Origin of the sequence: Streptomyces sp. NPDC002588 (assembly GCF_040295925.1) — a bacterium.
Lineage (GTDB): Bacteria > Actinomycetota > Actinomycetes > Streptomycetales > Streptomycetaceae > Streptomyces.
The window spans coordinates 53811-79932 of sequence record NZ_JBEOWF010000003.1; the positions used below are offsets into that span (position 1 = coordinate 53811).

At 72.9% G+C, this 26122-nt stretch carries 21 protein-coding genes; 10 read left to right on the forward strand and 11 right to left on the reverse strand.

Features of this window, described 5'->3' with window-relative positions:
- Window positions 1-21 precede the first annotated feature (21 nt).
- Window positions 22-1539: a glycerol kinase GlpK gene (glpK, locus tag ABT057_RS04865; protein WP_352341021.1), complete on the forward strand. Its 1518-nt coding sequence runs from the start codon at window positions 22-24 to the stop codon at window positions 1537-1539.
- A 68-nt stretch (window positions 1540-1607) separates the two neighbouring features.
- On the opposite strand, the gene ABT057_RS04870 is transcribed toward glpK, so the two are convergent.
- Window positions 1608-3137: a multicopper oxidase family protein gene (locus tag ABT057_RS04870; RefSeq protein WP_352341022.1), complete on the reverse strand. Its 1530-nt coding sequence runs from the start codon at window positions 3135-3137 to the stop codon at window positions 1608-1610.
- Window positions 3138-3561: 424 nt separating this feature from the next.
- Between ABT057_RS04870 and ABT057_RS04875 the strand changes: the two genes are divergently transcribed.
- A complete protein-coding gene (locus tag ABT057_RS04875) occupies window positions 3562-6720 on the forward strand; it encodes an AfsR/SARP family transcriptional regulator (RefSeq protein WP_352341023.1) in 3159 nt (1052 codons plus the stop codon).
- A gap of 7 nt (window positions 6721-6727) precedes the next feature.
- On the opposite strand, the gene ABT057_RS04880 is transcribed toward ABT057_RS04875, so the two are convergent.
- Window positions 6728-7681, reverse strand: a complete 954-nt coding sequence (locus tag ABT057_RS04880) for a lysylphosphatidylglycerol synthase domain-containing protein (RefSeq protein ID WP_502973790.1) — start codon at window positions 7679-7681, stop codon at window positions 6728-6730.
- 258 nt (window positions 7682-7939) lie between these two features.
- Between ABT057_RS04880 and ABT057_RS04885 the strand changes: the two genes are divergently transcribed.
- The 3 genes from ABT057_RS04885 to meaB are packed head-to-tail and all read left to right on the forward strand — an operon-like array spanning window position 7940 to window position 12953.
- Window positions 7940-9751 (forward strand): methylmalonyl-CoA mutase family protein, encoded by a 1812-nt coding sequence (locus tag ABT057_RS04885; protein ID WP_352341025.1) that lies wholly within the window; start codon window positions 7940-7942, stop codon window positions 9749-9751.
- Window positions 9751-11925 carry a methylmalonyl-CoA mutase gene (scpA, locus tag ABT057_RS04890; protein WP_352341026.1) on the forward strand — a complete coding sequence of 725 codons (2175 nt, stop codon included), beginning with the start codon at window positions 9751-9753 and terminating at the stop codon, window positions 11923-11925. The genes ABT057_RS04885 and scpA overlap by 1 nt, the downstream gene beginning before the upstream one ends.
- Window positions 11922-12953, forward strand: a complete 1032-nt coding sequence (meaB, locus tag ABT057_RS04895; protein ID WP_352341027.1) for a methylmalonyl Co-A mutase-associated GTPase MeaB — start codon at window positions 11922-11924, stop codon at window positions 12951-12953. Before scpA ends, meaB begins: the two co-directional genes overlap by 4 nt.
- Before the next feature lie 71 nt (window positions 12954-13024).
- Here meaB and ABT057_RS04900 read toward each other — a convergent pair whose 3' ends face one another.
- A complete protein-coding gene (locus ABT057_RS04900; protein ID WP_352341028.1) occupies window positions 13025-13783 on the reverse strand; it encodes a CbtA family protein in 759 nt (252 codons plus the stop codon).
- Between the two features lie 19 nt (window positions 13784-13802).
- Window positions 13803-14024, reverse strand: coding sequence for a CbtB domain-containing protein (locus tag ABT057_RS04905; protein ID WP_352341029.1), 222 nt, complete (start codon window positions 14022-14024; stop codon window positions 13803-13805).
- Between the two features lie 267 nt (window positions 14025-14291).
- Between ABT057_RS04905 and ABT057_RS04910 the strand changes: the two genes are divergently transcribed.
- The gene (locus ABT057_RS04910; RefSeq protein ID WP_352341030.1) at window positions 14292-15278 is read left to right on the forward strand and encodes a phosphotransferase family protein; all 987 of its coding nucleotides are present in this window, start codon (window positions 14292-14294) and stop codon (window positions 15276-15278) included.
- Between the two features lie 83 nt (window positions 15279-15361).
- Window positions 15362-16264 carry a squalene/phytoene synthase family protein gene (locus tag ABT057_RS04915; protein ID WP_352341031.1) on the forward strand — a complete coding sequence of 301 codons (903 nt, stop codon included), beginning with the start codon at window positions 15362-15364 and terminating at the stop codon, window positions 16262-16264.
- Between the two features lie 34 nt (window positions 16265-16298).
- On the opposite strand, the gene ABT057_RS04920 is transcribed toward ABT057_RS04915, so the two are convergent.
- Entirely contained in the window at window positions 16299-16949 is a 651-nt protein-coding gene (locus ABT057_RS04920) for a LuxR C-terminal-related transcriptional regulator (protein WP_352341032.1), read from the reverse strand.
- A complete protein-coding gene (locus tag ABT057_RS04925) occupies window positions 16901-18187 on the reverse strand; it encodes a sensor histidine kinase (RefSeq protein WP_352341033.1) in 1287 nt (428 codons plus the stop codon). The genes ABT057_RS04920 and ABT057_RS04925 overlap by 49 nt, the downstream gene beginning before the upstream one ends.
- A 203-nt stretch (window positions 18188-18390) precedes the next feature.
- Here ABT057_RS04925 and ABT057_RS04930 point away from each other — a divergent pair, with 203 nt between their 5' ends.
- On the forward strand, window positions 18391-19032 hold the full coding sequence (locus ABT057_RS04930) for a DUF6629 family protein (RefSeq protein ID WP_352341224.1): 642 nt from the start codon (window positions 18391-18393) through the stop codon (window positions 19030-19032).
- Window positions 19033-19079: 47 nt separating this feature from the next.
- The gene (locus ABT057_RS04935; RefSeq protein ID WP_352341034.1) at window positions 19080-19649 is read left to right on the forward strand and encodes a hypothetical protein; all 570 of its coding nucleotides are present in this window, start codon (window positions 19080-19082) and stop codon (window positions 19647-19649) included.
- 18 nt (window positions 19650-19667) lie between these two features.
- Here the strand turns inward: ABT057_RS04935 and ABT057_RS04940 are convergent, their stop codons facing one another.
- Both ABT057_RS04940 and ABT057_RS04945 read right to left on the reverse strand, forming a co-directional pair.
- The gene (locus ABT057_RS04940; RefSeq protein ID WP_352341035.1) at window positions 19668-20834 is read right to left on the reverse strand and encodes an acyl-CoA dehydrogenase family protein; all 1167 of its coding nucleotides are present in this window, start codon (window positions 20832-20834) and stop codon (window positions 19668-19670) included.
- Window positions 20835-20897: 63 nt separating this feature from the next.
- Window positions 20898-22097, reverse strand: a complete 1200-nt coding sequence (locus tag ABT057_RS04945; RefSeq protein ID WP_352341036.1) for a CaiB/BaiF CoA transferase family protein — start codon at window positions 22095-22097, stop codon at window positions 20898-20900.
- Window positions 22098-22231: 134 nt separating this feature from the next.
- On the opposite strand from ABT057_RS04945, the gene ABT057_RS04950 reads away from it, so the two are divergent.
- Window positions 22232-23173 carry a LysR family transcriptional regulator gene (locus ABT057_RS04950; RefSeq protein ID WP_352341037.1) on the forward strand — a complete coding sequence of 314 codons (942 nt, stop codon included), beginning with the start codon at window positions 22232-22234 and terminating at the stop codon, window positions 23171-23173.
- A gap of 22 nt (window positions 23174-23195) precedes the next feature.
- Here the strand turns inward: ABT057_RS04950 and ABT057_RS04955 are convergent, their stop codons facing one another.
- From ABT057_RS04955 to ABT057_RS04965, 3 genes are all read right to left on the reverse strand, one after another.
- Window positions 23196-23618: a DUF6069 family protein gene (locus ABT057_RS04955; RefSeq protein WP_352341038.1), complete on the reverse strand. Its 423-nt coding sequence runs from the start codon at window positions 23616-23618 to the stop codon at window positions 23196-23198.
- 119 nt (window positions 23619-23737) lie between these two features.
- Window positions 23738-24949 carry an MFS transporter gene (locus ABT057_RS04960; protein WP_352341039.1) on the reverse strand — a complete coding sequence of 404 codons (1212 nt, stop codon included), beginning with the start codon at window positions 24947-24949 and terminating at the stop codon, window positions 23738-23740.
- A gap of 157 nt (window positions 24950-25106) precedes the next feature.
- Window positions 25107-26114: a LysR family transcriptional regulator gene (locus ABT057_RS04965; protein ID WP_352341040.1), complete on the reverse strand. Its 1008-nt coding sequence runs from the start codon at window positions 26112-26114 to the stop codon at window positions 25107-25109.
- Window positions 26115-26122: the final 8 nt, after the last annotated feature.

A 26122-nucleotide genomic window follows, 5' to 3' on the forward strand; every position in this document is an offset into this window, starting at 1 on the left:
CGGAGAAAGAGGCGGCATCACATGGCGGACTTCGTGGGCGCGGTGGACCAAGGCACCACCAGTACCCGTTTCATGATCTTCGACCACTCCGGCAACGAGGTGGCGAAGCACCAGCTGGAGCACGCCCAGATCCTTCCCAGCTCGGGGTGGGTCGAGCACGATCCGGTGGAGATCTGGGAGCGCACCAACTCCGTGATCCAGAACGCCCTGAGGCACGGGAACATCTCCCCCGAGGACCTGGCGGCGATCGGCATCACCAACCAGCGGGAGACCACCGTCGTGTGGGACCCGCGCAACGGCCGGCCGTACTACAACGCCATCGTCTGGCAGGACACCCGTACCGACTCCATCGCCGCGGCGCTGGAGCGCGAGGGCAAGGGCGACGTCATCCGCCGCAAGGCGGGGCTGCCGCCGGCGACCTACTTCTCCGGCGGAAAGATCCAGTGGATCCTGGAGAACGTCGACGGCGTCCGTGAGGCGGCGGAGGCGGGACACGCGGTCTTCGGCAACACGGACTGCTGGGTCCTGTGGAACCTCACCGGCGGTCCCGACGGCGGCATCCACGCCACCGACGTGACCAATGCCAGCCGCACGATGCTGATGGACCTGGAGACCCTCGACTGGGACGACGAGCTGCTGGGATTCTTCGGCATCCCCCGGGCGATGCTGCCCAAGATCAACCCGTCGTCCCACGCCGAGGCGTACGGCACGACCCGGACCTCGCGGCCGCTGCGCGCCGCCATCCCGATCGCCGGAGTCCTCGGCGACCAGCAGGCGGCCACCGTCGGACAGGTCTGCTACGCGCCGGGCGAGGCGAAGAACACCTACGGCACCGGCAACTTCCTGGTGCTCAACACCGGTACGGAGCTGGTGCGTTCGCAGAACGGTCTGCTGACCACGGTGGCCTACCAGTTCGGCGACAAACCGGCGGTCTACGCCCTGGAGGGCTCGATCGCGGTCACCGGGTCGGCGGTGCAGTGGCTGCGCGACCAGCTGAAGATCATCAGCACCGCGGCCGACAGCGAGACACTGGCCCGTACGGTCGAGGACAACGGCGGGATCTACTTCGTCCCGGCGTTCTCCGGACTGTTCGCCCCGTACTGGCGCTCCGACGCCCGCGGCGCGATCGTGGGCCTCGCCCGCTACAACGACAACGGCCATCTGGCGCGGGCGACCCTGGAGGCCATCTGCTACCAGAGCCGTGACGTCGTCGAGGCCATGGAGCAGGACTCCGGTGTCCACCTGGACGTGCTGAAGGTGGACGGCGGGGTCACCGCCAACGACCTGTGCATGCAGATCCAGGCCGATGTCCTCGGCGTGCCGGTCAGCCGTCCCGTCGTCGCCGAGACCACGGCGCTCGGCGCGGCCTACGCGGCGGGGCTCGCCACCGGCTTCTGGCGGGACACCGACGAACTGCGCACCCACTGGCAGGAGTCGAAGCGCTGGGAGCCCCAGTGGTCCGAGGACCAGCGCGCCAAGGGCTACGCGGGCTGGAAGGAGGCCGTGGAGCGCACGCTGGGCTGGGTCAAGGTCGAGTAGACCCGCGGCGTCCGCAGTGTGTCGTGTCGGTGGCTCCCGGCCCGGTGGCCGGGAGCCACCGGTGTGTCTCAGCGGACGTACTCGATGAGCTGCATCATGCCCTCGTCCTCGTGCTGGGACTGGTGGCAGTGCACCATCGAGCGCCCGACGAAGTCCGTGGCGCGCAGTCGCAGGGTGAGGGAGCCGTGGGGCGGGAGGCCGACGGTGTCGTGCCAGACGGGCGTGGCCAGCGGGCGGCCGTTGACCGCGGTGACGAGGAAGTGGTTGGTGTGCAGGTGGAGGGGGTGGTGGGCGTGGACCCGGGAGTCGTTGGTCACGGTCCATTCCTCGACCTGGCCGAGCCGGATGCGGTGGTTGACGAAGTCGGGACGGAACCGGCCCCAGGCGGTGTCGTTCGGGCCGGCCTCCGGGTCCGCGTGCGGGGTCTCGCCGTCGCCGAGGATGCGGTAGGCGTTGGGGAAGGCCCCCGGGAAGACGTCCTGGTAGCTGCGGAAGGTCAGCGCCCGGGTACGGGTGGGTCCGGGCAGGCTGGTGGGTCGGCCGGGCAGGGCGGTGGGCAGGGGCATGGGGCGGCGGGTGCCGGCGACCACCAGCGTCATCAGGGGGTCGCCCACTCCGCCCGCGGTCAGCCGGTACACGCCGGGTTCGCCGCCGCGGACCAGCACGTCGGCGCGTCCGCCCACCGTCAGCTGGAGCGCGGGGGTGGCGACGGTCTTCATGAGGGTGATGCCGTCGCAGGCGATCTGGTGCAGCTCGTGGCCGGCGAGGGTCAGGTAGAGCGTGGTGAGCGCCCCGGCGTTGACCAGCCGCCAGCGCTGGACCTCGCCCGGGGCGATGGTGAGGACCGGATTGGAGGCGCCGTTCACCAGGAAGGTGGAGGGGAGGCGCCCGTAGAGGCCGCCCGAGGTCAGGTCGGGCACCTGGCCGCCGGACAGCTTGAGTTCGTTGATGCAGACGACGAAGTCCTCGGCGGCGGCGATCTCGGGAACCTCGTCGACGTCGCCCTCGACGACGAGCACCCCGGCGAGACCGCTGAGCAGCTGGGTCGCGGTGGCTCCATGGTGGTGGGGGTGGTACCAGAACGTGCCCGCGGGGTGGTCGTCGGGGATGTGGACGGTGCTGAGGTAGCTCGCGGTCCGGCCGGCGGTGTCGGCGGGCTCGAAGGAGCGGAAGACGTTGTCGGCCTCGGCGCCGGGGTCGACGTGCATGCCGTGGAGGTGCAGGTTGACGGTGTTGAAGCCGTGCGGGACGTTGAGGTCGTGGTGCGGTGCCGCGGTGTTCGGCGGCAGCGCGTTGACGTGGGTGACCGCCAAGGCGTCTCCGGGACGCACCCGCAGGGTCGGTCCGGGCAGGGATCCCTCGTAGGTCCGGGTGCGCACCCTGCCGATGCCCGGCAGTTCCCGTTCGGTGAACCGTACGGTCAGGCTCGTCTGCAGCCGGCCCGTGCCCGGCGGCGTGGAGCGGGACTCGGGCTGGGGGAAGGGGGGCTCGGCCGTCACGCGTGCCGCGGCCTGCGCGCTGGTGGCCCGTCCGGCCATGGCGGCTCCGGCCACGGCCGGAAGGCTCTTCAACACACCACGACGCGGCAGAGTTGCCATGAATCGCCTCCACAGACGACGGACGGATACAAACAGTAACGAAAACGCAAAAATAGGCGCATAACAGGCGCAGACCGGCAAAATATTACAGAATGCGACCGCAGTGTACGTGGAGTGGTCACGCCGGGCGTGTGCGGCGCGGCCGGTCGGTCCGGCTCCTCGATCCGGGCGAGCGGACCACCGTCACCCCCGGGGACGAACGCCGCGGCGGGCTCGGCCTCCCCGGCGCCCCGCGACCGGAGCCCGGGCGTCCGGAGCGGTCGACGGTGCCGCGGCTTCGCGTCCTCCTTCGCAACAGCACCGATGGGTAAAGAAGTTGACGTGCCCTCAGGAGTGGCTGACGGCTCCGGAAATGGGGATCTAGTATCCGTCCTGCAAAGAGTGTGTGACGGCCGGTGCGTCGTCGGTCGTGGAACGGATACCGGTGAAGCTCCATTTGCTCGGTCCGCTGGAACTGCGCGTGTCGCGGGGCGGGTTGGATCTGGGACAGCCCCGCAGACGGGTGGTCCTCGCCGCGCTGGCGGCGGACGCGGGGCGCCCCGTGACTGTCGGCACGCTGGTCGACCGTCTCTGGGACGCGGCCCCGCCCGACGGGGCGCGCTCCGTCGTCTACGCCCATATCAGCAGGCTGCGGCGCCTGCTCGCCGAGGCGGCGACCCTGGACGACGGGGCGGACACGCCCCAGCCGTCGATCCGCCTCGACAAGAGGTCGGGGGGATACGTCCTGGAGGCGGACGACGGCGCCATCGACCTGCCGTCCTTCCGTACCCTCGTGGAGCGGGGACGCGGGCCGCTGGTGTCGGACGCGCAGCGGGCCGTCGTCCTCGGGGAGGCGCTGCGGCTGTGGCGCGGCACTCCCCTGCCCGGGCTGCCGGGGGCGTGGGCCGAGCGGACGCGGACCCAGTGGAGCCAGGAGTGCCTCGAGACGGCGCTGGTGTGGGCCCGGTGCTGTCTGCGACTGGGAAGGCCGGAGGAGGTGCCGGGGCTGTTGCGGCCGCTGACGGCCGAGCATCCCCTGTCCGAGCCGCTGGCCACGGTACTGATCCGGGCGCTCGCCGCCACCGACAGGGCCGCGGAGGCGCTGCGGGTCCACGCCGAGATCCGGCAACACCTGGCCGACGAGCTGGGCGTCACCCCGGGGCTTGAACTACAGGCCGTGTACGAGGAGTTGACGTCCTCGCCGCCGACCGGGACACCACCGTCACCAAAGCCCGCCCCGCGCGCCGCGACCGGCGCGTCCGCCTCGCCCGATTTCCCTCCTCCGGCCCAACTACCCATGGACATAAGACCTTTCACCGGGCGGGCGGACCAACTGGCAGAACTGACACGGCATCTGGTCCCGGGCGAGGGGAACGACGACGGGGCGTCGGCGGTGGTGGTGTCCGCCGTCTCGGGTACCGCCGGCGTCGGCAAGACGGCGCTGGCGGTCCGCTGGGCCCATCAGTCACGGGACGCCTTCCCCGACGGGCAGCTCTACGTCGACCTCAGGGGCTACGACCCGCGCGAGCCGGTCTCCGCGGCGCAGGCACTCACCGGGTTCCTCACGGCGCTCGGGGTTCCCCGGCCGGAGATCCCGCTGCGGCTCGAGGACCGCGCTGCCCGCTACCGTACGGCCCTCGACGGACGGCGGCTCCTCGTCGTACTGGACAACGCGGCATCGATCGCGCAGGTCAGGCCGCTGCTGCCGGGGAGCTCCAGCTGCCGGGTCCTGGTCACCAGCAGGGATTCGCTGGCGTCGCTGGTCTCGGTGCACGGGGCGCACCGCGTGGTCCTCGACGCGCTCTCCCCCACCGACGCCCTGGCGCTGCTGCGCGCGCTCATCGGAGCGCGCGTCGACGCCGAGCGACCGGTCGCGGTGGCGCTGGCCGAACAGTGCGGGCGGCTGCCGCTGGCGCTGCGGGTGGCGGCCGAGCTGGTGCTGTCCCGCCCGGCGGAGCCCCTCGCCGATCTCGTGGCCGAGCTGCGGGACCGGCGGCGGCGTCTGGACCTCCTGGACTCCGGGGACGACCCGCGGGCCGCCGTACGCGCCGTCTTCTCCTGGTCGTACGAACGCCTCGCGGAACTGCCCGCCCGGCTCTTCCGGCTGCTCGGCCTGCACCCGGGCCCGGACGCCGACGTCCACTCGGCCGCCGCGCTGTCCGGGGAGCCGGTCGACGGCGTACGGCGGGCGCTCGACGTGCTGGCCCGCGCGCATCTGCTGGACCGCACCGGCACCGGCCGGTACGGCATGCACGACCTGCTGCGGGTGTACGCGGCGGAGCTCGCCGGCCGATGCGACACTGCGGCCGACCGGGACGCCGCCGTCACCCGGCTGCTCGACCACTGTCTGGCGACGGCCTCGGCGGCGATGGACGTGCTGTATCCCGCCGAACGGCATCTGCGGCCGGCCGTCGACCGGCCCGCCGGCGGTCTGCCGCCGCTGCGGACCGCCGAGGAGGCGCGCGCCTGGCTGGCCGCCGCCCAGCCCACGCTGGTGGCACTGTGTTCCCGGACCGAGGAGCCCGGACCGTCCGGGCACACCGTGCGTCTCGCCACCACACTGCACCGCCACTACGAGCGGGCCGGGCACTACACGGACGCCCTGACCGTCCACACGTACGCGCTCCGCGCGGCCCGTTCGGTGGGTGACACGCGGGGCGAGGCCGACGTCCTCGCCTGCCTCGGGGCCGTCCACCGGCGGCTCGGGGACTACGACAGCGCCCTGCGGCACCACGAGAGCGCGCTCGCGCTGTGCCGCCGCACCGGCTACCCGGCGGGCGAGGCGCGCCATCTCACCAACGTCGGGGTGCTGCACGAACTGCGCGGCCGGTACCGGGAGGCCGCCGAGCAGCACGAGCGGGCCGTCGTCCTGTTCCGCACGGCGGGGGACGTGCACGGTGAGGCGGACGTGCTGAACAACCTCGGCATCGTGCACGAGCTGCTCGAGGAGTTCGAGGAGTCGGTCGAGTGCTACGAACGGGCCCTTCGGCAGTACCGGTCGGTGAACCACTCGTTCGGGGAGGCCAGCGCCCTGGGCAACCTCGGCATCCTGCTGGCTCGGCTCGACGACCACGCGGCCGCGGCGGGCCACTTCGAGCGGGCGCTCGCGCTGTTCCGGCGCCTCGGGCACACCGGCGGGGAGGCGCACGCGCTGACCAATCTCGGCGACGCGCTGAGCGGTCTCGGCCGGTACGACGAGGCGACCGAGCGGCAGCGTGAGGCGCTGGAGCTGTTCCGGGCGACGGGCGAGCCCTACGGCGAGGCCGGTGCCCTCAACGGCCTGGGCGAGGCCCTGCTCGGCGGTGGACGGCACACCGGGGCGCTGGACGCGCACACCGCGGCGTTACAGGTGGCGGGAGGGATCGGGGATCAGGAGGAGCAGGCCCGCGCCCACCTCGGATCGGCCGCCGTCAGCCGGACGCGCGGCGAACCGGGCCGCGCCGCACACCATCTGCGCGAGGCGCTGACGCTCTACACGGCGCTCGGCTCGCCCCGTGCGGACGAGGTCGCCGAAACCCTCCGTACGGTCGCGGCAGAAGAACGGCAGAGGCCCGAGCGGCCGGAAGAGCCGGAGGCGCCGGGGGTGGAGCCGGGGCAGGGCTGATCGGCGGTCACAGGAGCGAGCGGCGGGCCAGTAGTGCCAGCACCAGCAGGCCCGGCAGCAGGGGCAGCCAGGCCGTCAGCAGGCGGTAGCCGAAGACCGCCGACAGGGCCGCCGCCGCGGGTGCCCCGGCCGCGGTGAGCGTCAGCAGCAGGGTCGCGTCCAGGGAGCCCAGGCCGCCGGGGGTGGGCAGCAGCACGGCCGCGCCGCTGGCGAGGAGGTACGCCATCACCACCTGGCCGGCGGGCACGGTCACCTCCAGCGACCGCACCACCGCGACCAGCACGGCGGCGTGCACCAGGGCGAAGCCGAGGGAGCCTCCCCACAGGGCGCACGCCCTGGCCCGGCTGCCGTGCACCGCCCGGACGTCGGCCAGGGCCTGCCGGGCCGCGCGCCCCGTACGGTGGCGCACCGGCCGGCTCAGCGCCCCGGCCGCGGCGGCCAGGGCGAGGCAGCCGGCGACCGGGATCACGAGGGAGGCGCGTGGGAGGTCCGGGGTCAGCCGCGGGGCCCGGGGCGAGGCCAGGAGCAGCACCGCGGCCAGTGCGCAGCGGACCAGCCCGCCGACGGCGGCCTTGACGGCGAGCGCGGTCGCCGACCGTGCGGTGGACACCCCGCAGCGGGTGAGGAACCGCAGGTTGACCGCGCTCGCACCGACCCCGGCGGGCAGCAGGTGGTTGGCGGCACAGGCCCCGAACTGGGCCGCCACCAGCCGCCCGGCGGGCAGCCGCTCGGCGACCGCCCCCTGCTGGGCGAGGGCCGCGCACACCCAGGTCGCCAGGGCGGCGGCGCCGGCCGCCAGCAGCCAGGCGCGGTCGGCGACGGCGAGCCGGTCGACCCCGGCGTCCACCGTGTGCCGGTGTGTGGCGAGCGCCCAGCCGGCCGCCGTCACCACGGCCGCGGTGACCGCGAGCTGCCAGTGGCGACCGCGGCCACGGGACGGCGGGCCACCGAGGACGCTCATGGCCGCGGTGGCCTGCGGGCTGTCGTTGCTCACCACCTCAAGGTGTCAGGCACGAGCGGGACCAGCCCGCGGGGCGGAGCCGAACGGCGTAACGCGCGGTACGCCGGCGACCATGCGAACCTGTACCCCGCAACCGGTGCCAAGCCGCCGGTAACGGGACATGCCGACAGCCGGTGAACGAGGTCACAACCAGGGGGAGGGCAAGGTCACAGGCCTGTCCTCTGCTGCTCCTCGAGTTCTCTGTCCTAGCATCCGAGCATGACGGTCCTGCCTGACGACGGGCTTGAGCTGGCCGGCGAGTTCCCTGACGCAACCCACGAGCAGTGGCACCGCCTCGTTGCGGGCGTGCTGCGCAAGTCGGGCAAGGACGTCGAGGGAGCTCAGGCCGAGGAAGCCCTGTCCACCGCGCTGGAGGACGGGTTGCGCACCCGGCCTCTCTACACCGCGCGCGAGTCCGCGCCCCACCCTGGTTTCCCCGGGTTCGCGCCCTTCGTGCGCGGCAGCCGGCCCGAGGGGAACACCGTCGGGGGGTGGGACGTACGACAGCGGCACGCGGCGGCCGACGGCGCCGCGGTGCTCGCGGACCTGGAGAACGGCGTCACCTCGCTCTGGCTGGTCGTCGGCGAGGAGGGTGTCCCGGTGGCCTCCCTCGGGAGCGTCCTGGACGGTGTCTACCTGGACCTGGCGCCCGTCGTCCTCGACGCGGGAAGTGAAGTGGAGTCCGCGGCGAGGGAGTTGCTGCGGCTGTACGAGGAGCGCGGCGTCGCGAAGGACGCGGCGCGCGGCAACCTGGGCGCGGATCCGCTCGGTCACGAGGCCCGCACCGGGGAGACGTTCGACTTCGCGCCGGTGGCCGGGCTCGCCCGGCTGTGCGCCGCGGAGTACCCGGGGCTGCGCGCGCTGACCGTGGACGCGCTGCCGTACCACGAGGCCGGCGGCTCGGCCGCGCAGGAACTCGGCGCCTCGCTGGCGACCGGCGTCGCGTATCTGCGGCAGCTGGCCGAGGCCGGGCTGAGCGTCGAACAGGCCTGTGGGCAGCTGGAGTTCCGGTACGCGGCGACCGCCGACCAGTTCCTGACGATCGCCAAGCTGCGGGCCGCGCGCCGGCTGTGGGCGCGGGTGGCCGAGGTCTGCGGGGCGCCGGGCGCCGGGGCGCAGGTCCAGCACGTCGTCACCTCTCCGGTGATGATGTCGCGCCGCGACCCGTGGGTGAACATGCTGCGCACCACCATCGCCACGCTGGCGGCCGGGGCGGGCGGGGCCGACTCGGTCACCGTGCTGCCCTTCGACGACGCGCTAGGGCTGCCGGACGCGTTCGCCCGCCGCATCGCCCGCAACACCTCCACGATCCTCATCGAGGAGTCGCACCTGGCCCGGGTGATCGACCCGGCGGGCGGTTCCTGGTACGTGGAGCGGCTCACCGACGAACTCGCCCGTGCGGGCTGGGAGTTCTTCCAGGAGATCGAGCGCGGCGGCGGGCAGGCGGCCGTCCTGCGCTCGGGACGCCTCGGCCGGGATCTGGCCGCCACGTGGGAAGCGCGCAGCGCCAGGCTCGCCAAGCGGCGCGAACCGATCACCGGCGTCAGCGAGTTCCCCCACCTCGCCGAGAAACCGGTCGTGCGCGAGGCCGCGCCCGCCCCGCGCACCGGCGGTCTGCCGAGGGTGCGCCGCGACGAGGCGTACGAGGCGCTGCGCGCACGCTCCGACGCGCACCTCGCCGCCACCGGCTCCCGGCCGCGGATCTTCCTGGCCGCACTCGGCCCGGCCGCCGCGCACACCGCGCGGCTGACCTTCGCCGCCAACCTCTTCCAGGCCGGCGGCATCGAGCCCGTCACCGAGGGCACCTTCGAGGAGAGCGGGGTCACGGAGGTCTGTCTGTGCTCCAGTGACGCGCTGTACGAGGAGCGGGCCGAGGCGGAGGCGGCGCGGCTGGCGGCGGCCGGTGCCTCGCACGTGTTCCTCGCCGGACGTCCTGGGCAGTACCCGGGCGTCGACGGCTACGTCTTCGCGGGCTGTGACGCCGTCGCGGTGCTGTCCGCCACCCTCGACCGCATGGGAGTTGTGTCCTGATGGGAATCCCCGACTTCTCCGGGATCGAGCTGGGGGCCCCGGCCGCCGACGGCGGCGCCGACGAGTGGCGTACGGCCGTGAAGAAGGCGGCGGGCGGGGACGACCTGCTGTGGGAGACCCCGGAGGGCATCCCGGTCAAGCCGCTCTACACCGGGCAGGACCTGGAGGGCCTGGACTTCCTGGAGACCTACCCGGGCGTCGCCCCGTACCTGCGCGGCCCGTACCCGACGATGTACGTCAACCAGCCCTGGACGATCCGCCAGTACGCGGGTTTCTCCACGGCCGAGGAGTCCAACGCGTTCTACCGGCGCAATCTGGCGGCCGGCCAGAAGGGCCTGTCGGTCGCCTTCGACCTGCCCACGCACCGCGGCTACGACAGCGACCACCCGCGGGTGACCGGTGACGTCGGCATGGCGGGCGTGGCGATCGACTCGATCTACGACATGCGGCAGCTGTTCGACGGGATCCCGCTGGACCGGATGTCCGTGTCGATGACGATGAACGGCGCCGTGCTGCCGGTGCTCGCGCTGTACATCGTCGCCGCCGAGGAGCAGGGCGTTGCGCCCGAGAAGCTGGCCGGGACCATCCAGAACGACATCCTCAAGGAGTTCATGGTCCGCAACACCTACATCTATCCGCCGAAGCCGTCGATGCGGATCATCTCCGACATCTTCGCCTTCACCTCGCAGCGGATGCCCCGCTACAACTCGATCTCCATCTCCGGCTATCACATCCAGGAAGCCGGGGCGACGGCCGACCTGGAGCTCGCGTACACGCTCGCGGACGGGGTGGAGTACATCCGGGCGGGCCGTGAAGCGGGCCTGGACGTGGACGCGTTCGCGCCGCGGCTGTCGTTCTTCTGGGCGATCGGCATGAACTTCTTCATGGAGATCGCCAAGCTGCGGGCGGCGCGGCTGCTCTGGGCGAAGCTGGTGAAGCAGTTCGACCCGCAGAACACCAAGTCGCTGTCCCTGCGCACCCATTCGCAGACCTCGGGCTGGTCGCTGACCGCGCAGGACGTGTTCAACAACGTGACGCGCACCTGCGTCGAGGCGATGGCGGCGACCCAGGGCCACACCCAGTCGCTGCACACCAACGCCCTCGACGAGGCGCTCGCGCTGCCCACCGACTTCTCCGCGCGCATCGCCCGCAACACCCAGCTGCTGATCCAGCAGGAGTCCGGCACCACCCGGGTCATCGACCCGTGGGGCGGCAGCGCCTACGTGGAGAAGCTGACGTACGACCTCGCCCGGCGGGCCTGGCAGCACATCCAGGAGGTCGAGCAGGCGGGCGGCATGGCCAGGGCCATCGACGCCGGCATCCCCAAGCTGCGCATCGAGGAGGCCGCGGCCCGCACCCAGGCCCGGATCGACTCCGGGCGTCAGCCGGTGATCGGCGTCAACAAGTACCGGGTGGAGACCGACGAGGCGATCGACGTCCTCAAGGTCGACAACTCCTCGGTGCGGACCCAGCAGATCGAGAAGCTGCGGCGGCTGCGCGCGGAGCGGGACGAGCGGGCGTGCCAGGACGCGCTGGACGCGCTGACCCGGGCCGCCGGCGGCGAGGGCAACCTGCTGGAGCTGGCGGTGCACGCCGCCCGCGCGAAGGCCACCGTCGGGGAGATCTCCGACGCCCTGGAGAAGGTGTACGGGCGGCACGCGAGTCAGATCCGTACGATCTCCGGCGTGTACCGGAACGAAGCAGGAGAGTCCCCGAACGTGGACCGCACCCGCGCCCTGGTGGACGCCTTCGCCGAGGCCGAGGGCCGGCGGCCGCGCATCCTGGTCGCCAAGATGGGCCAGGACGGCCACGACCGCGGCCAGAAGGTGATCGCCACCGCCTTCGCCGACCTGGGCTTCGACGTGGACGTCGGCCCGCTGTTCCAGACCCCGGCCGAGGTGGCCCGGCAGGCCGTCGAGGCCGACGTGCACATCGTGGGGGTGTCCTCGCTGGCCGCCGGGCACCTCACGCTGGTGCCGGCGCTGCGCGAGCAGCTCGCCGAGGAGGGGCGCGCGGACATCATGATCACGGTCGGCGGGGTGATCCCGCCGCAGGACGTGCCGACCCTGCTGGAGATGGGCGCGGCGGCCGTCTTCCCGCCGGGGACGGTGATTCCGGACGCGGCGTACGACCTGGTCGAGCGGCTGGCCGCCGACCTCGGGCACGAGCTGTGATCGATGTCGACGCATATGTGAAGGGCGTGCTCGACGGGAAGCGGGCGGTGATCGCCCGCGCGATCACGCTCGTCGAGTCCACCCGCCCCCAGCACCGGGCATCGGCCCAGGAGTTGCTGACCGCGCTGCTGCCGCACAGCGGGCGGGCGCGGCGGATCGGGGTCAGCGGGGTGCCCGGGGTGGGCAAATCCACCTTCATCGACGCGTTCGGCACGCTGCTGACCTCGCTCGGGCACCGGGTGGCGGTGCTTGCCGTCGATCCGTCGTCCAGCCGTACGGGCGGCTCGATCCTGGGCGACAAGACGCGGATGGAACGCCTCGCCGTCGATCCGGCGGCGTTCGTGCGCCCCTCCCCCACCGCGGGCACCCTCGGCGGTGTCGCCAAGGCGACCCGTGAGTCGATCGTGGTGATGGAGGCGGCCGGCTACGACGTGATCCTGGTCGAGACGGTCGGCGTCGGCCAGTCGGAAACGGCCGTGGCGGACATGGTGGACTCCTTCCTGCTGCTCACCCTGGCCCGCACCGGCGACCAGTTGCAGGGCATCAAGAAGGGTGTCCTGGAGCTGGCGGACGTCATCGCCGTCAACAAGGCGGACGGTCCGCACGAGCGGGACGCGCGAGCCGCGGCCCGCGAACTGGCCGGCGCACTGCGGCTGATGCACGGCCACGACGTGATGTGGGCGCCGCCGGTGCTGAGTTGCAGCGCACGGGAGTCGACCGGCCTGGACACCGTCTGGGAGCGTCTCGAACAGCATCGTGCGCTGCTGGACTCGACCGGGCGGCTGGCCGCCAAGCGGCGCGAGCAGCAGGTCGGCTGGACGTGGACCATGGTCCGCGACGAACTGCTGGGCCGGCTGCACGCCGACCCGGCCGTACGGGCCCTCGCCCCGGCCCTGGAACAGCGGGTCAGGGACGGCGAGCTGACGGCGACCCTGGCGGCCGAGCGGATCCTGAAGGCGTTCGGGACGTCCGAGAGGGAGACGGAGTCCGAGACGACGGAGACGGAGTCCGGGGCGGGGACCGGCTGAGTTCTCTGCCTGCGACGACGAGAGGGCCCCCGGGCGGTTCCGGGGGCCCTCTCGTGATGTCGGGCGTCGGGTCAGCGCGGCGCGGGCACCGCCGAACCCGCGGACACGGTGGCGGGCTTCGGGTTCAGCAGCCGCTCGGCCAGCTCGCCGAAGACCAGGCCGAAGCCTCCCCACAGGGTGACCTGGACGGCCAGGGCGGAGAGACGGAACCGCCACAGCACGGTCGCCGGGAAATCCGCCGGGACCTCGTTGACGGCGGGCAGGAACGCGTACGCCAGCCCGGTCACGGCGACGAAGCCGAGGACGGCGACGACGGTGGCGTACCAGTTGCCCAGTCTGGGCGCGAGCCGCTTGCCGGCGATCACCGCGGCGACCGCGAGGAGCACACCGAGCAGCATCATCAGGAAGTACAGGGTGGTCCGCTTGGCGATGGTGTCGTGGTCACCGACCGCGGGCGGGTTCGCCGGATACTTCAGGAACGGTACGACGTACACCGCGAGCAGCGCGGCACCCGACAGCAGCAGGGCGGTGGCCCGCGGGGTGAAGCGGCCGACCCGGCCGAGCGCGAAGCAGTAGGCGAGGGCGGCGATGCCGCCGAACGCCACCCCGTAGACCAGCACACCGGTGGCGAGGCCGGCGGTGGACTGCAGGGAACGGGAGACGAGTTCGACCTCGTGCTCGTGGGCGGGGGCGTGCGCCTCCTCGAAGCCGATGGCGCTGTCGACGTTCGGCTCGCCCAGGAAGTAGGCGGCGAACAGGGCGAGCACGCCGGCGCTCAGGCCGGCGAGCATGCCCCGCACGAGGAGGTTCCGTACGGTTGCGGAGTTCATGGGTGCGCGGTGCCCCTCGTCAGTGGCAGGGGAAGCCGAGCAGGTGACGTGCGTCGTGCACCCACTCGTGGACGCCCTCGCCGGAGACGACGGAGGTGGCGCCCTGTTCGGCGCCGACGAAGTACAGCAGGACCAGCATCAGGACGCCGAAGAAGACCGCCCAGGGGGCGATGGCCCTCAGCGGCAGCTTGGCGGGTACGACGGGGGTGGTGGCGGTCGGCTGGGCGACATGCTGCGCCATTGGGCAGGGCCTCCTCTGGGAGTTCGCGTCCCATCTCGGTGGTGCACAGGACGACGGTCCCGGGTCTGACTCGCCCCCGTCCGTTGCGGGACGGTGGCACACAGTGGCGCGACCGTGCCGGCCTCTCACCGGCTTCCGTGATTCCGTCGTCGATATCAGAGTGACGGTACCGCGTGTCGCGTGCATGGCCAATACCGCGCCACCTGCCGAGATACTGGTCACGTAGGTGTTCCGTCTCCCTCCCGCCCGCCGAAAGCGAGTTGCTTCATGGAGAGCCTGACCAAACGTCGCCTGTCCGCCGGTGAGTTGGACGCCCTGATGCGCGGATCCGCGGGCATCGGCTGCCGGCTCGAGGCGGAACTGACCGACGGCTGGTTCAACACCGCCTACCGGGTGCGGTTCGAGGACGGCCGCGCGGCCGTGGTGAAACTCGCGCCGCCTGCCGACGCCCCGGTGCTGCGGTACGAGCGCGGCATCATGGCGACGGAGGCGATGGTCTACCGGCGGCTCGCGGCGCTGGGCGGCGAAGGGGTGCCGGGCCCCGAGCTGCTGCACGCGGGCGACGGGCTCCTCGCCGTGTCGGTGCTGGAGGGCACCCCCTGGGACCAGGCCGACGGCATCTCCCCCGCCGCCCAGGGCCGGCTGCGCCGCGAACTGGGCTCGATCGCCGCCCGGCTGCACACCGTGGCCCCCGAGGACGGCCGGTTCGGCTACCCGGCGCCCGAGTCCGCGCTGTCCGCTCCGGACTGGCGGACCGCTTTCACCGCCATGGTGGACGCGCTCCTGGACGACGCGGAGCGCTGGGACGCCGACCTCGGTCTGCCTCCCGCCGCCCTGCGTTCCCTGGTCGCCGAGGGTGCCCCCGCTCTCGACGAGGTGACCCGGCCGCGTCTGGTCCACTTCGACCTGTGGCCGGGCAACATGTTCGTGCGGGCCGACGGCGAGACGGGCGCCCGGATCACCGGGATCATCGACCACGAGCGGGCGTTCTGGGGCGATCCGGCCGCCGAGCTGGTCTCCCTGGCGTTCGGCGGGGACATCGGGCCGGACAGCGACCTCGTGGCCGGCTACCGGGCGGCCGGCGGCCGCCTCGACTTCACCGGCGCCTTCCGCCACCGGGTGGCCCTCTACGGCCTCTACCTGGGCCTGATACTCGTCGCGGAGTGCGGACCCCGCGGGTTCGGCGCGGACCGCATCGCCTTCGGCCGCGGCTTCCTGCACGAGCGCGTCGCCGAACTGCGCGCCCTGGGCTGAGCCTCCGGGGCGACAGGCTTCGGGGTCACGGTCCTCGGGGGCACGGTCCTCGGGTCCGAGGCGCCGCGCCTACGATGCGGATCATGAGCACGTGGAAGCAGAACCTGGACGCGGCGGGCATTCGGGAGCCGCGGCTGCGGCGGGACTACGACGCCCAGCGGCGGCTGGTGGCACGGTACCGCCCGACCTCGTACCTCGCGGCGCGGGTGCTGCTGTCGCGCCCGCTGCTGCCCCACGTGGTCGCGGCGACGGCCCTGATGCACCACGGGGACAACCTCCTGGACACGGGCCCGCGGCCACCGCGGGCCGCCGCGTGGGCGTCGTTCGAACGGCGGGTGCGCGAGGCCCTGGAGACAGGGGCGAGCGACGACCCGCTGATCCGCACGGTGCTGCACACGGTCTCCGTCCATCCAGGCCTCCGGGAGGTGGTGGAGCGGTATCTGTACACCGCGACCGCCGAGCTGGACTTCGCCGGCTTCGCCACCGAGGCCGACTACCAGGCGTACGTGGACGCCTACGCGCTGCCCGCCTTCCTGCTGGTGGCCACCCTGCTGGGGCCGGGGACCGATGACGGGTCGTTCCGCGCGGCCTGCCGGACGTTCATCGTCGGCAGCCAGCGGCTGGACTTCGTCAACGACCTCGCCGAGGACCTGCGGGAGGGACGGCCGGGTATTCCGGCCCACACGCTCGAACGTTTCTCGGTGACGGCCGGGGACCTCGCCGCGCGCCGCGCGCTGCCCGGGGTGCGGGCCCTCGTGGCCGACCAGGTCGGGGCGGCCCGCGCCGATCTCGAGGCCGCCCGGGCGCTGCCCGCGCTCACCACCGCCCCCCACTGGCCGCTGATCGGGGCGGTGATCGAGATCGAGCTGCTGACCGCCGACGCGGCGCTCGCGCGCGGGGCCGGGCTGCTGCGGGGCTCGGCGAAGCCGCCGCTGCGGGGCGCGCTGCGCGTCCTGCTCGGTGCCCGGCGAGCCGCTCGCACCTGACACCGCGGCCCCCTTTACTCCCCCGGCCGGGTGGTCAGTGGTGTTCGAGGTAGGCGAGGACGGCGAGAACGCGGCGGTTGTCGTCGTCCGACTGCGCGAGGCCCAGCTTGGTGAAGATGTTCGCCGTGTGCTTGGCGATCGCCCGTTCCGTGACGACGAGTTGAGCCGCGATGGCCACGTTGGAGCGGCCCTGCGCCATGAGTTCCAGCACCTCCCGCTCGCGCGGCGACAGCTTGTTGACCGGCTGGTCCATCGCCGAACTCCGGCTCAGGAGCTGGGAGATGACCTGCGGGTCCATCGCGGTGCCGCCGGCCGCCACCCGGCGCACCGACTCGACGAAGTGCTCGGCGTCGAAGACCGAGTCCTTCAGGAGGTAGCCGACACCGCCGCTGCCGTCCGCCAACAGCTCCCGGGCGTACAGCTGTTCCACGTGCTGGGACAGCACCAGCACGGGCAGTCCGGGGCGTCTGCGGCGGGCGGCCAGGGCGCACTGCAGTCCCTCGTCGGTGAACGAGGGCGGGAGGCGGACGTCGACGATCGCGATGTCCAGGTCCTCCTCGGCGAGGGCCCTGGTGAGGTCGGGAGCGTTGTCCACCGCCGCGACGATCTCGAAGTCGAACGCCTCGAGCAGCCGGATCAGTCCGTCCCGTAGGAGGAAGAGGTCTTCGGCGAGGACAACGCGCACGGAATCTCCATCGTCACCATGGTGGGGCCGCCGACCGGGCTGCTGACGGCGAGGACGCCGTCGAATGTACCCAAGCGGCGCTCCACGCCCCTGAGTCCGGAGCCCGACGGGTCCGCGCCGCCCCGGCCGTTGTCGGTGACCGTGACCCGCAGCCCGCCGTCGTGGTGGTCCATGTCCAGCCAGATCCGCTCCGCCCGCGCGTGCTTGGCGGCGTTGGTCAGGATCTCGCTGACCGCGAAGTACACGGCCGACTCGATGGCCGCGGGGAGCCGCCCCGGCAGGTCGATGTCCGTCTCGACCGGCACCGGGCTGCGCAGGGCGAGGGCCCGGACCGCGTCCGCGAGTCCGCGCTCGGCGAGCACCGGCGGGTGGATGCCGCGCACCAGGTCGCGCAGTTCGGCGAGCGCTCCGGCGGAGTCAGAACGGGCCTTCGCCAGCAGTTCCTTGGCCTTGGCTGGTTCCTTCTCGATGAGCGCCTCGATGGTGCCGAGGCTCATCCCCATGGCGACGAGACGTGCCTGCGCCCCGTCGTGCAGGTCGCGCTCGATGCGGCGCAGTTCGGCGGCGGAGGCGTCCACGGCGTCGTACCGCGTCCTGGTGAGCTGTTCGACGCGCTGCTGGAGGGCGGCCCCGGAAGGGGCGAGGAGTGACTTGGTCAACAGGAAGTGGAGGCTGAGGAGACGGTCGTTGAACGACAGGGCGAGGACGAGGACGACTGTGGCCGGCAACGCGGCGGCGAAGGCCGTGAGCTGGTCGGAGACGGGGATGAATCCGTACCAGTAGGTGCCGTCGAGGTCGACGTAGACGCGCCACAGTCCGAGGGGCAGGGCGTACCCCTCGACGGGGAAGAGGAAGAGGCAGGACGGCAGGAGCGCCAGGAGGAAGCCCGCCGTCATGTCGACGGGCAGCCAGTACAGGTCCCGCCAGGTGGCCGGGTCCTTCCACAGGCGGCTGAGTTTCTCGATCCGGCCGCCGAGACCGGTGCCCAGGTCCGCGGGCAGGGGGCGGTACAGGGGCGGTATGCGCACCCCGTACCACTCGGCGGCGAGCCTGCGCCGTACGTTCGCGAACCGGCGGACGCCCTCGAGCACCCAGGGTGTGGTGAACAGGCCGATGCCGATCACCGTGAGCACGCAGGACACCAGGGTCAGCGTGAACAGCAGGATGGACCCGGCGATCGAGAACACCGCCAGCCACAGACCCCGCGCGGCGGCCACCGCCGCGTTCCGAAAGCGCATTCCGCATCCCCCTTCGCGGATCCGTCCCTCGGATCCGGCCCCAGTCTGCCGACCGGCCCGCCGGGAGGTCACTGGGGCGGGGCACCGGGACATGGTGTACCTGGCACCACCCCGTGCCGCGTCCGGCTGCCCGCCGCCGCGACCCGCCGGGGGCGATCCGCGAGAATGGCGGAGGCACACGGCGGTCGATCCTGGGTGGCGTGATGTGTTGGAGTGCTACGGCCGACCTCGTGGCGGGGGCGGGCATCGCGGCCGTCGGAGCGGCCTGCGTGTCGCGGGTACGGGACCGGCGGGATCTGCCGCTCGCCGCGCTGCCCCTGCTGCTCGGGGCGCATCAGCTCGTCGAGTCGGTGGTCTGGGACTCCGGCGGGGGCCGTGGCCCGGCCACGCTCGTCTGGGCGGTGATCGCGCTGCCCCTGCTGGCGGTGTGGGTCCCCGCGGGAGTGTGGTGTGCCGCCCCGCCGTCCGCCCGGCGCCGGCTCGTCCTTCCGCTCGCGGTCGGCGCGGCGACGGCCGCGACGCTCGCGTACGCGCTCGCCCGGGGTCCGGCGACGGCGGAGATCCGCGGCCACACCGTGGGCTACTCCTTCGACGTTCCCCGTCCCACCCTCGTCGTGGCGGGCTACCTGCTGGCCACCGTGGGGTCCCTGCTGCTGTCCGGCGACCGAAGGCTGGTGACGCTGGGGATCCTGGTGGCCGTGGGGGCGCTGGTCTGCCGGCTGCTGTGGCAGCTGGAGTTCGTCTCGACCTGGTGCGCGCTCGCGGCCGTGTGCTCGGTGGTCCTCCTCGCCTGGGTGCGGCGTCCTCCCGCACTCCTCCCGTCCCGGGAGTTTCGACGGCCCTGAACGGGTTACGCGGCCAGGTACCGAGGTCAGAGCCGGGAGGTATCGCCATGAACAGCCGGCCGTCCACCGCACGCACCGCCCCGCGGCTCCTGGGCGTCTATCTCAACGACCATCTGACGGGCGCAGGCGCGGGTGCCGACCTCATCCGCCGCTCGGCCCGGGCCCACCGCGGCACGCCCCTCGGGCCGCCGCTGGCCGCGCTGGCCCGGGATGTCGTGGAGGACCGGGACAGCCTGCGGGAGATCATGACGGATCTGGACGTGCCCGTGGTGCGGAGCCGTATGGTGCTGGGCCGGCTCGCGGAGAAGGCCGCCCGGCTCAAGCTGAACGGGCGTCTCGTGTCCCGCTCACCGCTCAGTGACGTCCTCGAACTGGAGGGCATGCGGCTGGGCGTCGAGGGCAAGGCGTGCGCATGGCACACTCTCCAGGCGCTGGCGGACGACGACCCGCGGGTGGACGGCCCGCGCGTCGAGGAGCTGCTGCGGCGCGCAGAGCGGCAGATCCGGACCCTGGACCACCTGCGCGGCGAACGCGCCGAAGCGGTCTTCACCGCCGACGAGGCGGCCGGGCGGCACGAGGCACGGGCGCACAGCGGCAGTGGAGGCAGGGGCAAGTAGGCGCCGTGCGGCGCCGGTTCAGGTGTCGAGGCCGCCGCGCTCGACCAGTTGGCCCGCGATGACGACCCGCTGGATCTCGTTGGTGCCCTCACCGACGATCATCAACGGGGCGTCGCGGAAGTAGCGTTCGACGTCGAACTCGGTGGAGTAGCCGTAACCGCCGTGGATGCGGACGGCGTTCAGGGCGATCTGCATGGCGGTCTCGGAGGCGAAGAGCTTGGCCATGCCCGCCTCCATGTCCACCCGCCGTCCGGCGTCCGCCTCCCGTGCCGCGTACAGGGTGAGCTGCCGGGCCGCGGTGAGTGAGGTCGCCATGTCGGCGAGGTGGTTGCCGATGGACTGGTGCTGCCAGATCGGCTTGCCGAAGGACCTGCGTTCCTGAGCGTAGGCGAGGGAGTCCTCGAACGCCGCCCGGCCGACGCCGAGCGCTCGCGCCGCGACCTGGAGGCGCCCCGTCTCCAGACCTTTCATCATCTGCGCGAAGCCCTCGCCCTCGACGCCGCCGAGTACGGCGTCGGCCGGTGCCCGGTAGCCGTCGAAGGACAGTTCGCAGCTCTCGACGCCCTTGTAGCCGAGCTTGGGCAGGTCCCGGGAGACCGTCAGTCCGGGGCCGTGTCCGACGAGCAGGACGGACATGCCCCGGTGCGCGGGGGTGGCGGTGGGGTCGGTCTTGCAGAGCAGGGCGATCAGGCCGGACCGGCGGGAGTTGGTGATCCAGGTCTTCGCGCCGTCGACGACGTATCCCTCGGCGTCCCTGCGGGCGACGGTACGCATGGCCTGGAGGTCGGAGCCGCCGCCGGGCTCGGTCAGGGCCATGGTCGCGCGGATCTCGCCGGTGGCCAGGGCGGGCAGCCAGCGGCGTTTCTGTTCCTCGGTGCCGAAGTGCAGCAGCAGCTTGGCGACCACGGTGTGGCCGCCCATCGCGCCCGCCAGACTCATCCAGCCCCGGGCCAGCTCCTCCGTGATCAGGACGTAGCAGGGGGTGGAGACCGGGGTGCCGCCGTACTCCTCGGGGACGGCGAGGCCGAAGACGCCGAGCTGTTTCATCCGCTCGATCAGGGCCTCGGGGTAGCTGTCGGTGTGCTCCAACTCCCTTACGACAGGCCGTACTTCACGGTCCACGAAGTCGCGCACGGTGCGGACGGCGAACCGCTCGTCCTCGGACAGGATGTCGAGAGTGCTCATACGGTGGCGTCCGTTCTGCTGGGGCCTTCGCCGGTGGTTCTCCCGGGGCGGCGTCGGGCCGGTTCAGATGACGTGTTCCGCCCTGAGGGCGTCGATGCCGGCGGCGTCGTAGCCGAGTTCGGCGAGGACGTCCGCCGTGTGCCGGCCGACGGCGGGAACGGCGTCCATGCGGGCGGCGACCCCGGCGAGGTCCGCCGGGGGCAGCAGCGCGGGCACCACGGTCTGCCCCGGGATCCGCACGTCCCGCCAGCGGTCGCGGGCGGCGAGCACCGGGTGGGCGAGGAAGTCCTCGACGTCGTTCACCCCGGCGCCCGCGACCCCCGCCGCGTCCAGCAGCAGCAAGGCCGCGTCGCTGTCGAGTTCCGCGAACCGCCCGGCGACGATCGTGTCCAGCTCCGCGCGGTGGGCGACCCGGGCGGGGCCGGTGGCGAAGCGGGGGTCCGAGACGAGCTCCGGGCGCCCGAGGAACCGCTCGCACAGGGCGGCCCACTCGCGCTCGTTCTGGACCGAGAGCAGCACGTCCTTGCCGTCGGCGGCCGGATACGCCCCGTACGGCGCGATGGTGGCGTGCCGGGTGCCGAGGCGCGGGGGCTGGGTGCCGCCGAACCGGGTGTAGTAGGCGGGCTGGCTCATCCACTCCGCGAGCGCCTCGAACAGCGACACCTCCACCGCCCGTACGGCACCGGTGGTGGCCCGGGTGAACAGGGCGGTGAGGATGCCCGAGTAGGCGTACATGCCGGCCGCGATGTCGGCGATCGACACCCCCACACGGGCGGTGCCGTGCTCGTCGCCGGTCAGCGAGACCAGACCGGTCTGGCACTGCACCAGCAGGTCGTACGCCTTGCGGCCGGCCCAGGGGCCGGTGCTGCCCCAACCGGTGACGGAGCACGGGATGAGGGACGGGAACCGCTCGGCGAGGGCCTCGGCGTCCAGGTCCAGCCGGGCGGCCGCGCCGGGGGCGAGGTTCTGCACGAAGACGTCAGCCCCGGTGAGCAGGCGCTCCAGTATCCGGCGGCCCTCGGCGGCCTTCAGGTCGAGCGTGACGGACTCCTTGGAGCGGTTGAGCCACACGAAGTAGCTGGACTCGCCGTGCACGGTGGTGTCGTAGCGGCGGGCGAAGTCGCCGCCGCCCGGCCGCTCCACCTTGATCACCCTCGCGCCGAGGTCGGCCAGCTGGCGGGTGGCGAAGGGGGCCGCCACGGCCTGCTCGACGCTGACGACCGTGACACCGGCCAGCGGGAGTGGTGCGGGTCGCTCGGGCATGGGTGGCCTCCAGGGACGCGGGTCCGGATCCCGTACCAAGGGCTACCATCATGGATGCTCATGCCTGTGTGAGTGAAATAGCGATGAGTGATACCGCCATGCGTGCCGCGGATGGGGGCGGGAGGCCGGGGCGGTTGGACATCAGGCAGCTCAGGGCGATCGTCACGGTCGCCGAGGCCGGCAGCGTCACCCGCGCCGCGGAGCTGCTGCACCTGGTGCAGCCCGCGGTCACCCGGCAGATCCGCACGCTGGAGCAGGAGCTCGGCGTCGACCTCTTCGAGCGGACCGGGCAGGGCATGCGGCCGACGCAGGCCGGGGCGATCATGGTGGAGCGGGCCCGGCGGGCCCTGAACGAGCTGGAGCGGGCCCGCGCCGAGGTGCAGCCGGCACCCGGCGAGGTGACCGGCATCGTCACCCTCGGTCTGCTGGAGAGCACCACCGACCTGCTCGCCGAGCCGCTCGTGACCGCGCTCTCGCGCGACCACCCGGGCATCGAACTACGGCTGCTCACCGCCTACTCGGGGCATCTGCAGCAGTGGCTCGACGACGGGGACCTGGACCTGACCCTGCTCTACGACCTGGACAGCACGCCCTCGCTCAACGCCCGCCCGCTGCTGCGCGAGCGCCTGTGGGCCGTCGCCCCGGCCGGGGCCGGGCTGCGCGCCGAGCGGCCTGTGGGGTTCGCCGAGGCGGCCGCGCGTCCGCTCGTGCTGCCCGCGTCGGGGCATGGGCTGCGCCGGCTGATCGACGCGGCGGCGGTGCGGTCGGGGGCCGACATGGACGTCGTCGTGCAGACCAACTCGATGCGGGTGCAGAAGCGGCTCGTGCTGGCGGGGCAGGGCTGGACGATCCTGCCCGGGGTCGGCATCGCCGAGGACGTGGCGCGGGGCGTCCTGAGCGCCGCTCCGCTCAGTGAGCCCGACGTGTGGCGCTCGGTCGTCGTCTGCACCCAGCGGGCCGGGCGCACCCCGCCGGCCGTGGAGGTCGTCGGCCGCGAGCTGGTCCGGCGGATCGACTCGGCGGTGACGCGCGGCGAGTGGCCCTCCGCCCGGCTGTCGAGCGCGGAGGGCCGCTGACGCACACCGTGGGACCGGACCGCTACCGTGTCGCACCCAGCGGCATGACCCTGCGGTACGCGGCCACCGCGATCACCGCGACGACGACGTGCATCGCGAGCAGCGCGGCCACGCCCTTCACCCCGCCGTCCCCGAGGAGAAGGAAGTCGGGGACGAAGGAGACGGCCACCAGGACCGGGGCGAGCCACCGGATGAGCCTCTCGGGATCCGCGGAGACCTTGCGGACCACGGCCCATCCGGCCGCTCCCGCCACCACGCCCAGCACGGTCAGGAAGATGTACGACCCCGGCTCCAGGGGCCGGAAGTCGTCGGGAGCGCCCGCGGCCCGGGCCAGGACGGCGATCAGGGCGTCGGCCAGGGAGGACAGCGCGATGGCGCCGAGCACACCGCCCACCACGACGAGCGGGCCGGGACGTACGGATGTCTTCTCGGAAACAGCGGACATGGTGACTCCACGGAGAGGGGCTGCGAAGGGTCGTCGCAGCCGGGTGGGAGACCCGCGCAGGTCGGGCGTCGCGGGCGCTTGAAAACTCAAACACATACTGGAGGAGCATGTTTGAAATTTCAAGCGACTCCGCCTCGACGGCGTCCGAGCAGCAGCCCCGCCGCCACCACTCCCGAGGCGAGCCCCAGCAGCCCGACGGCCTTGGCGAGGCTGCCGACCGCGGACTCCAGGCCGATCAGGACGAGCGGGCAGACGAACTCGCCCGCGAAGAACGCCGCCGTCCACAGTCCGGTGCCGCGCCCGCGGTCCGCGAAGTCCAGCCGCGACATCGCGAGGGTGAGCAGTGACGGCAACAGAACGCCCGTACCGAGGCAGTTGAGGACGGCCCCGACGACGAGCAGCACGGGGTCGCCGGCCACGCCCATCACCACGAACCCGGCCGCACACAGGGCGAAGACGGCCGGCAGGCGGCCCGCGGGACCGCCGGGCAGCCTGGTGAAGGCGATCGAACCGGCCACCGTCGCCGCGCTCGCCAGAGCGGTCGCCAGGCCGATCACCGAGGTGGCCGTCACGCCCAGGTCGTCGAGCAGGTAGGAGGTCTCGACCGGCACGGTGTAGAACACCATGGCGCCGAACACGGTCAGCGCGCAGATGCCCGCCAGTCGCCGCACCGGGAACGGCCGCCGCCCGCCCGCGTGTTCGTCCGTCACGGGGTCGGCCGCGGCGGGCCTGGGGAGCGCGGCGGCCATGGCGGGGGCGAGCAGCAGGCCGACGGCGTAGATCCAGAAGGGCGCGCGCCAGCCCGCGGAACCCGCCGCGCCACCGACGACGAAGAACGCCGTCGCGGAGGCGGAGGCGCACATGGTCTGCAGCGCGAGGTAGCGGTCGCGGACCCGGCCCGTGTAGTAGTCGCCGATGAGGGTGGTGCAACAGGTCATGATGGCCGCCTCGCAGATGCCGACCAGGACCCGGCTGGCCACGATCGCGCCGAGCGGGTCCAGCCAGAGCGGGGCGGTGCCGAACACCGCGTACAGCAGGGTCGCGACGACCAGCAGACGTTTGCGGCCGAGCCGGTCCACGACGACTCCGGCGAACGGGGCGAGCAGGGCGAGCGCGAGGGCCGGGACGGTCAGCACCACGGGGACGAGGGTCTTCGCGCCGGGCACGGCGGCGAAGTGGTCCTGCATCTTCGGCAGGACGGGGGCGATCAGCACGGCGCCGAGGACGGGCAGACAGCTGCCGGCCATGAGGAGCGCGGCGCGCAGCGGGCCGGCCGTGGTGGGGGCGGCGACCGTGTCGGCGGGCACGGGCAGGGAGACGGATCCGGGCATACGGGGCTCCACGAGCGGTGGCAGGGGGTGCCGAGCCGCACCGCGGCCGTGGCCGTGCCACGCCGGGGAGCTCCGGTGCACCCGAGGGGACTGCACCCGCACAGGGGCGGCGGGCGTCAGGAACTGCCCCGACTATGGGCGAGCCCGGCTCCCGCGCCTAGTCCCCGGGCGATCGAACTGCCGGATCACCCTCATCCGCCCCGTGGATGTCCTGCTGAACGACCTGCCGCCCGGCTCCCTCGACGTCCTGCCGGCCGGCCCCGCTGTTCACCGAGGCCCCGACCCGTGCCGCCGTCTCGCGCAGCCAGCTGTGCGCCGCGTCGTGCGTGTGCACCGGATGCCACCACAGGGCCTCCTGGAGCGGTACGGCCTCGTACGGCGCCTTCATGATCCGTACGGGGGCGATGCCGTGCAGCCTGCGCGCCAGGAGTTCCTGGACCAGCGCGATCCGGCGGGTTCCGGCGACCAGGAAGGGCAGCACCGTGAAGCTGTCGGCGGAGACCTCGACCCTCGGTTCGATGCCCAGCATGCCGAGCTGGCGGACGGCCGGGGCGTCGTAGGTGCGCTGGTACGTCACCCAGGGCAGCCGTGCCAGGTCGTCCAGGGTGATGTGGTCGCCCACGTCGGGGTTGTCGTCGGCGACGAGGAAGACCCACCGGTCCTGGTAGAGCTCGGTGGCGGGGAAGCCGCTGATGATCCCGTGCGGCATCAGCACGCCGTCGGTCGTGCTCAGCAGGGTGCCCGCCTGTTCGACGATGCCCGGTGGGGTCTGGGTGAAGCGCAGGCGGATGCCGGGCGCCTCCTCGTGGACGGTGCGGGCCAGTGCGGCACCGAAGACGGTCACCGCGTAGTCGGAGGACACGATCGTGAACTCGCGTTCCTCGAGCGCCGGATCGAAGTCGGCCCGGCTGGTGAAGAGGCGCTCCAGCAGGTCGCAGGCGGTGGACGTACGGTCGAGCAGGACCTGGCCGAGGGCGGTCAGCTCGTAGTGGCCGCCGACCCTGGCGAGCAGCTCGTCGTCGAAGTGGCGGCGCAGCCGGGCCAGGGCGGCGCTCGTCGCGGGCTGGCTGAGGCCGATCCGGCGGCCCGCCCGGGTGACGTTGCGCTCCTCCAGCAGGGCGCGCAGCGCGACGACGAGGTTGAGGTCGAGGCTGGCGAGGTTCATGGCGCGCT

What these genes read in the sequence shown, in the direction of transcription:
- glpK (WP_352341021.1), top strand. Translation starts at nt 22, where the DNA reads ATGGCGGACTTCGTGGGCGCGGTGGACCAAGGCACCACCAGTACCCGT.
- ABT057_RS04870 (WP_352341022.1), bottom strand. Translation starts at nt 3,137, where the DNA reads ATGGCAACTCTGCCGCGTCGTGGTGTGTTGAAGAGCCTTCCGGCCGTG.
- ABT057_RS04880 (WP_502973790.1), bottom strand. Translation starts at nt 7,681, where the DNA reads ATGAGCGTCCTCGGTGGCCCGCCGTCCCGTGGCCGCGGTCGCCACTGG.
- ABT057_RS04885 (WP_352341025.1), top strand. Translation starts at nt 7,940, where the DNA reads ATGACGGTCCTGCCTGACGACGGGCTTGAGCTGGCCGGCGAGTTCCCT.
- scpA (WP_352341026.1), top strand. Translation starts at nt 9,751, where the DNA reads ATGGGAATCCCCGACTTCTCCGGGATCGAGCTGGGGGCCCCGGCCGCC.
- ABT057_RS04900 (WP_352341028.1), bottom strand. Translation starts at nt 13,783, where the DNA reads ATGAACTCCGCAACCGTACGGAACCTCCTCGTGCGGGGCATGCTCGCC.
- ABT057_RS04905 (WP_352341029.1), bottom strand. Translation starts at nt 14,024, where the DNA reads ATGGCGCAGCATGTCGCCCAGCCGACCGCCACCACCCCCGTCGTACCC.
- ABT057_RS04910 (WP_352341030.1), top strand. Translation starts at nt 14,292, where the DNA reads ATGGAGAGCCTGACCAAACGTCGCCTGTCCGCCGGTGAGTTGGACGCC.
- ABT057_RS04915 (WP_352341031.1), top strand. Translation starts at nt 15,362, where the DNA reads ATGAGCACGTGGAAGCAGAACCTGGACGCGGCGGGCATTCGGGAGCCG.
- ABT057_RS04925 (WP_352341033.1), bottom strand. Translation starts at nt 18,187, where the DNA reads ATGCGCTTTCGGAACGCGGCGGTGGCCGCCGCGCGGGGTCTGTGGCTG.
- ABT057_RS04930 (WP_352341224.1), top strand. Translation starts at nt 18,391, where the DNA reads ATGTGTTGGAGTGCTACGGCCGACCTCGTGGCGGGGGCGGGCATCGCG.
- ABT057_RS04935 (WP_352341034.1), top strand. Translation starts at nt 19,080, where the DNA reads ATGAACAGCCGGCCGTCCACCGCACGCACCGCCCCGCGGCTCCTGGGC.
- ABT057_RS04940 (WP_352341035.1), bottom strand. Translation starts at nt 20,834, where the DNA reads ATGAGCACTCTCGACATCCTGTCCGAGGACGAGCGGTTCGCCGTCCGC.
- ABT057_RS04945 (WP_352341036.1), bottom strand. Translation starts at nt 22,097, where the DNA reads ATGCCCGAGCGACCCGCACCACTCCCGCTGGCCGGTGTCACGGTCGTC.
- ABT057_RS04955 (WP_352341038.1), bottom strand. Translation starts at nt 23,618, where the DNA reads ATGTCCGCTGTTTCCGAGAAGACATCCGTACGTCCCGGCCCGCTCGTC.
- ABT057_RS04960 (WP_352341039.1), bottom strand. Translation starts at nt 24,949, where the DNA reads ATGCCCGGATCCGTCTCCCTGCCCGTGCCCGCCGACACGGTCGCCGCC.
- ABT057_RS04965 (WP_352341040.1), bottom strand. Translation starts at nt 26,114, where the DNA reads ATGAACCTCGCCAGCCTCGACCTCAACCTCGTCGTCGCGCTGCGCGCC.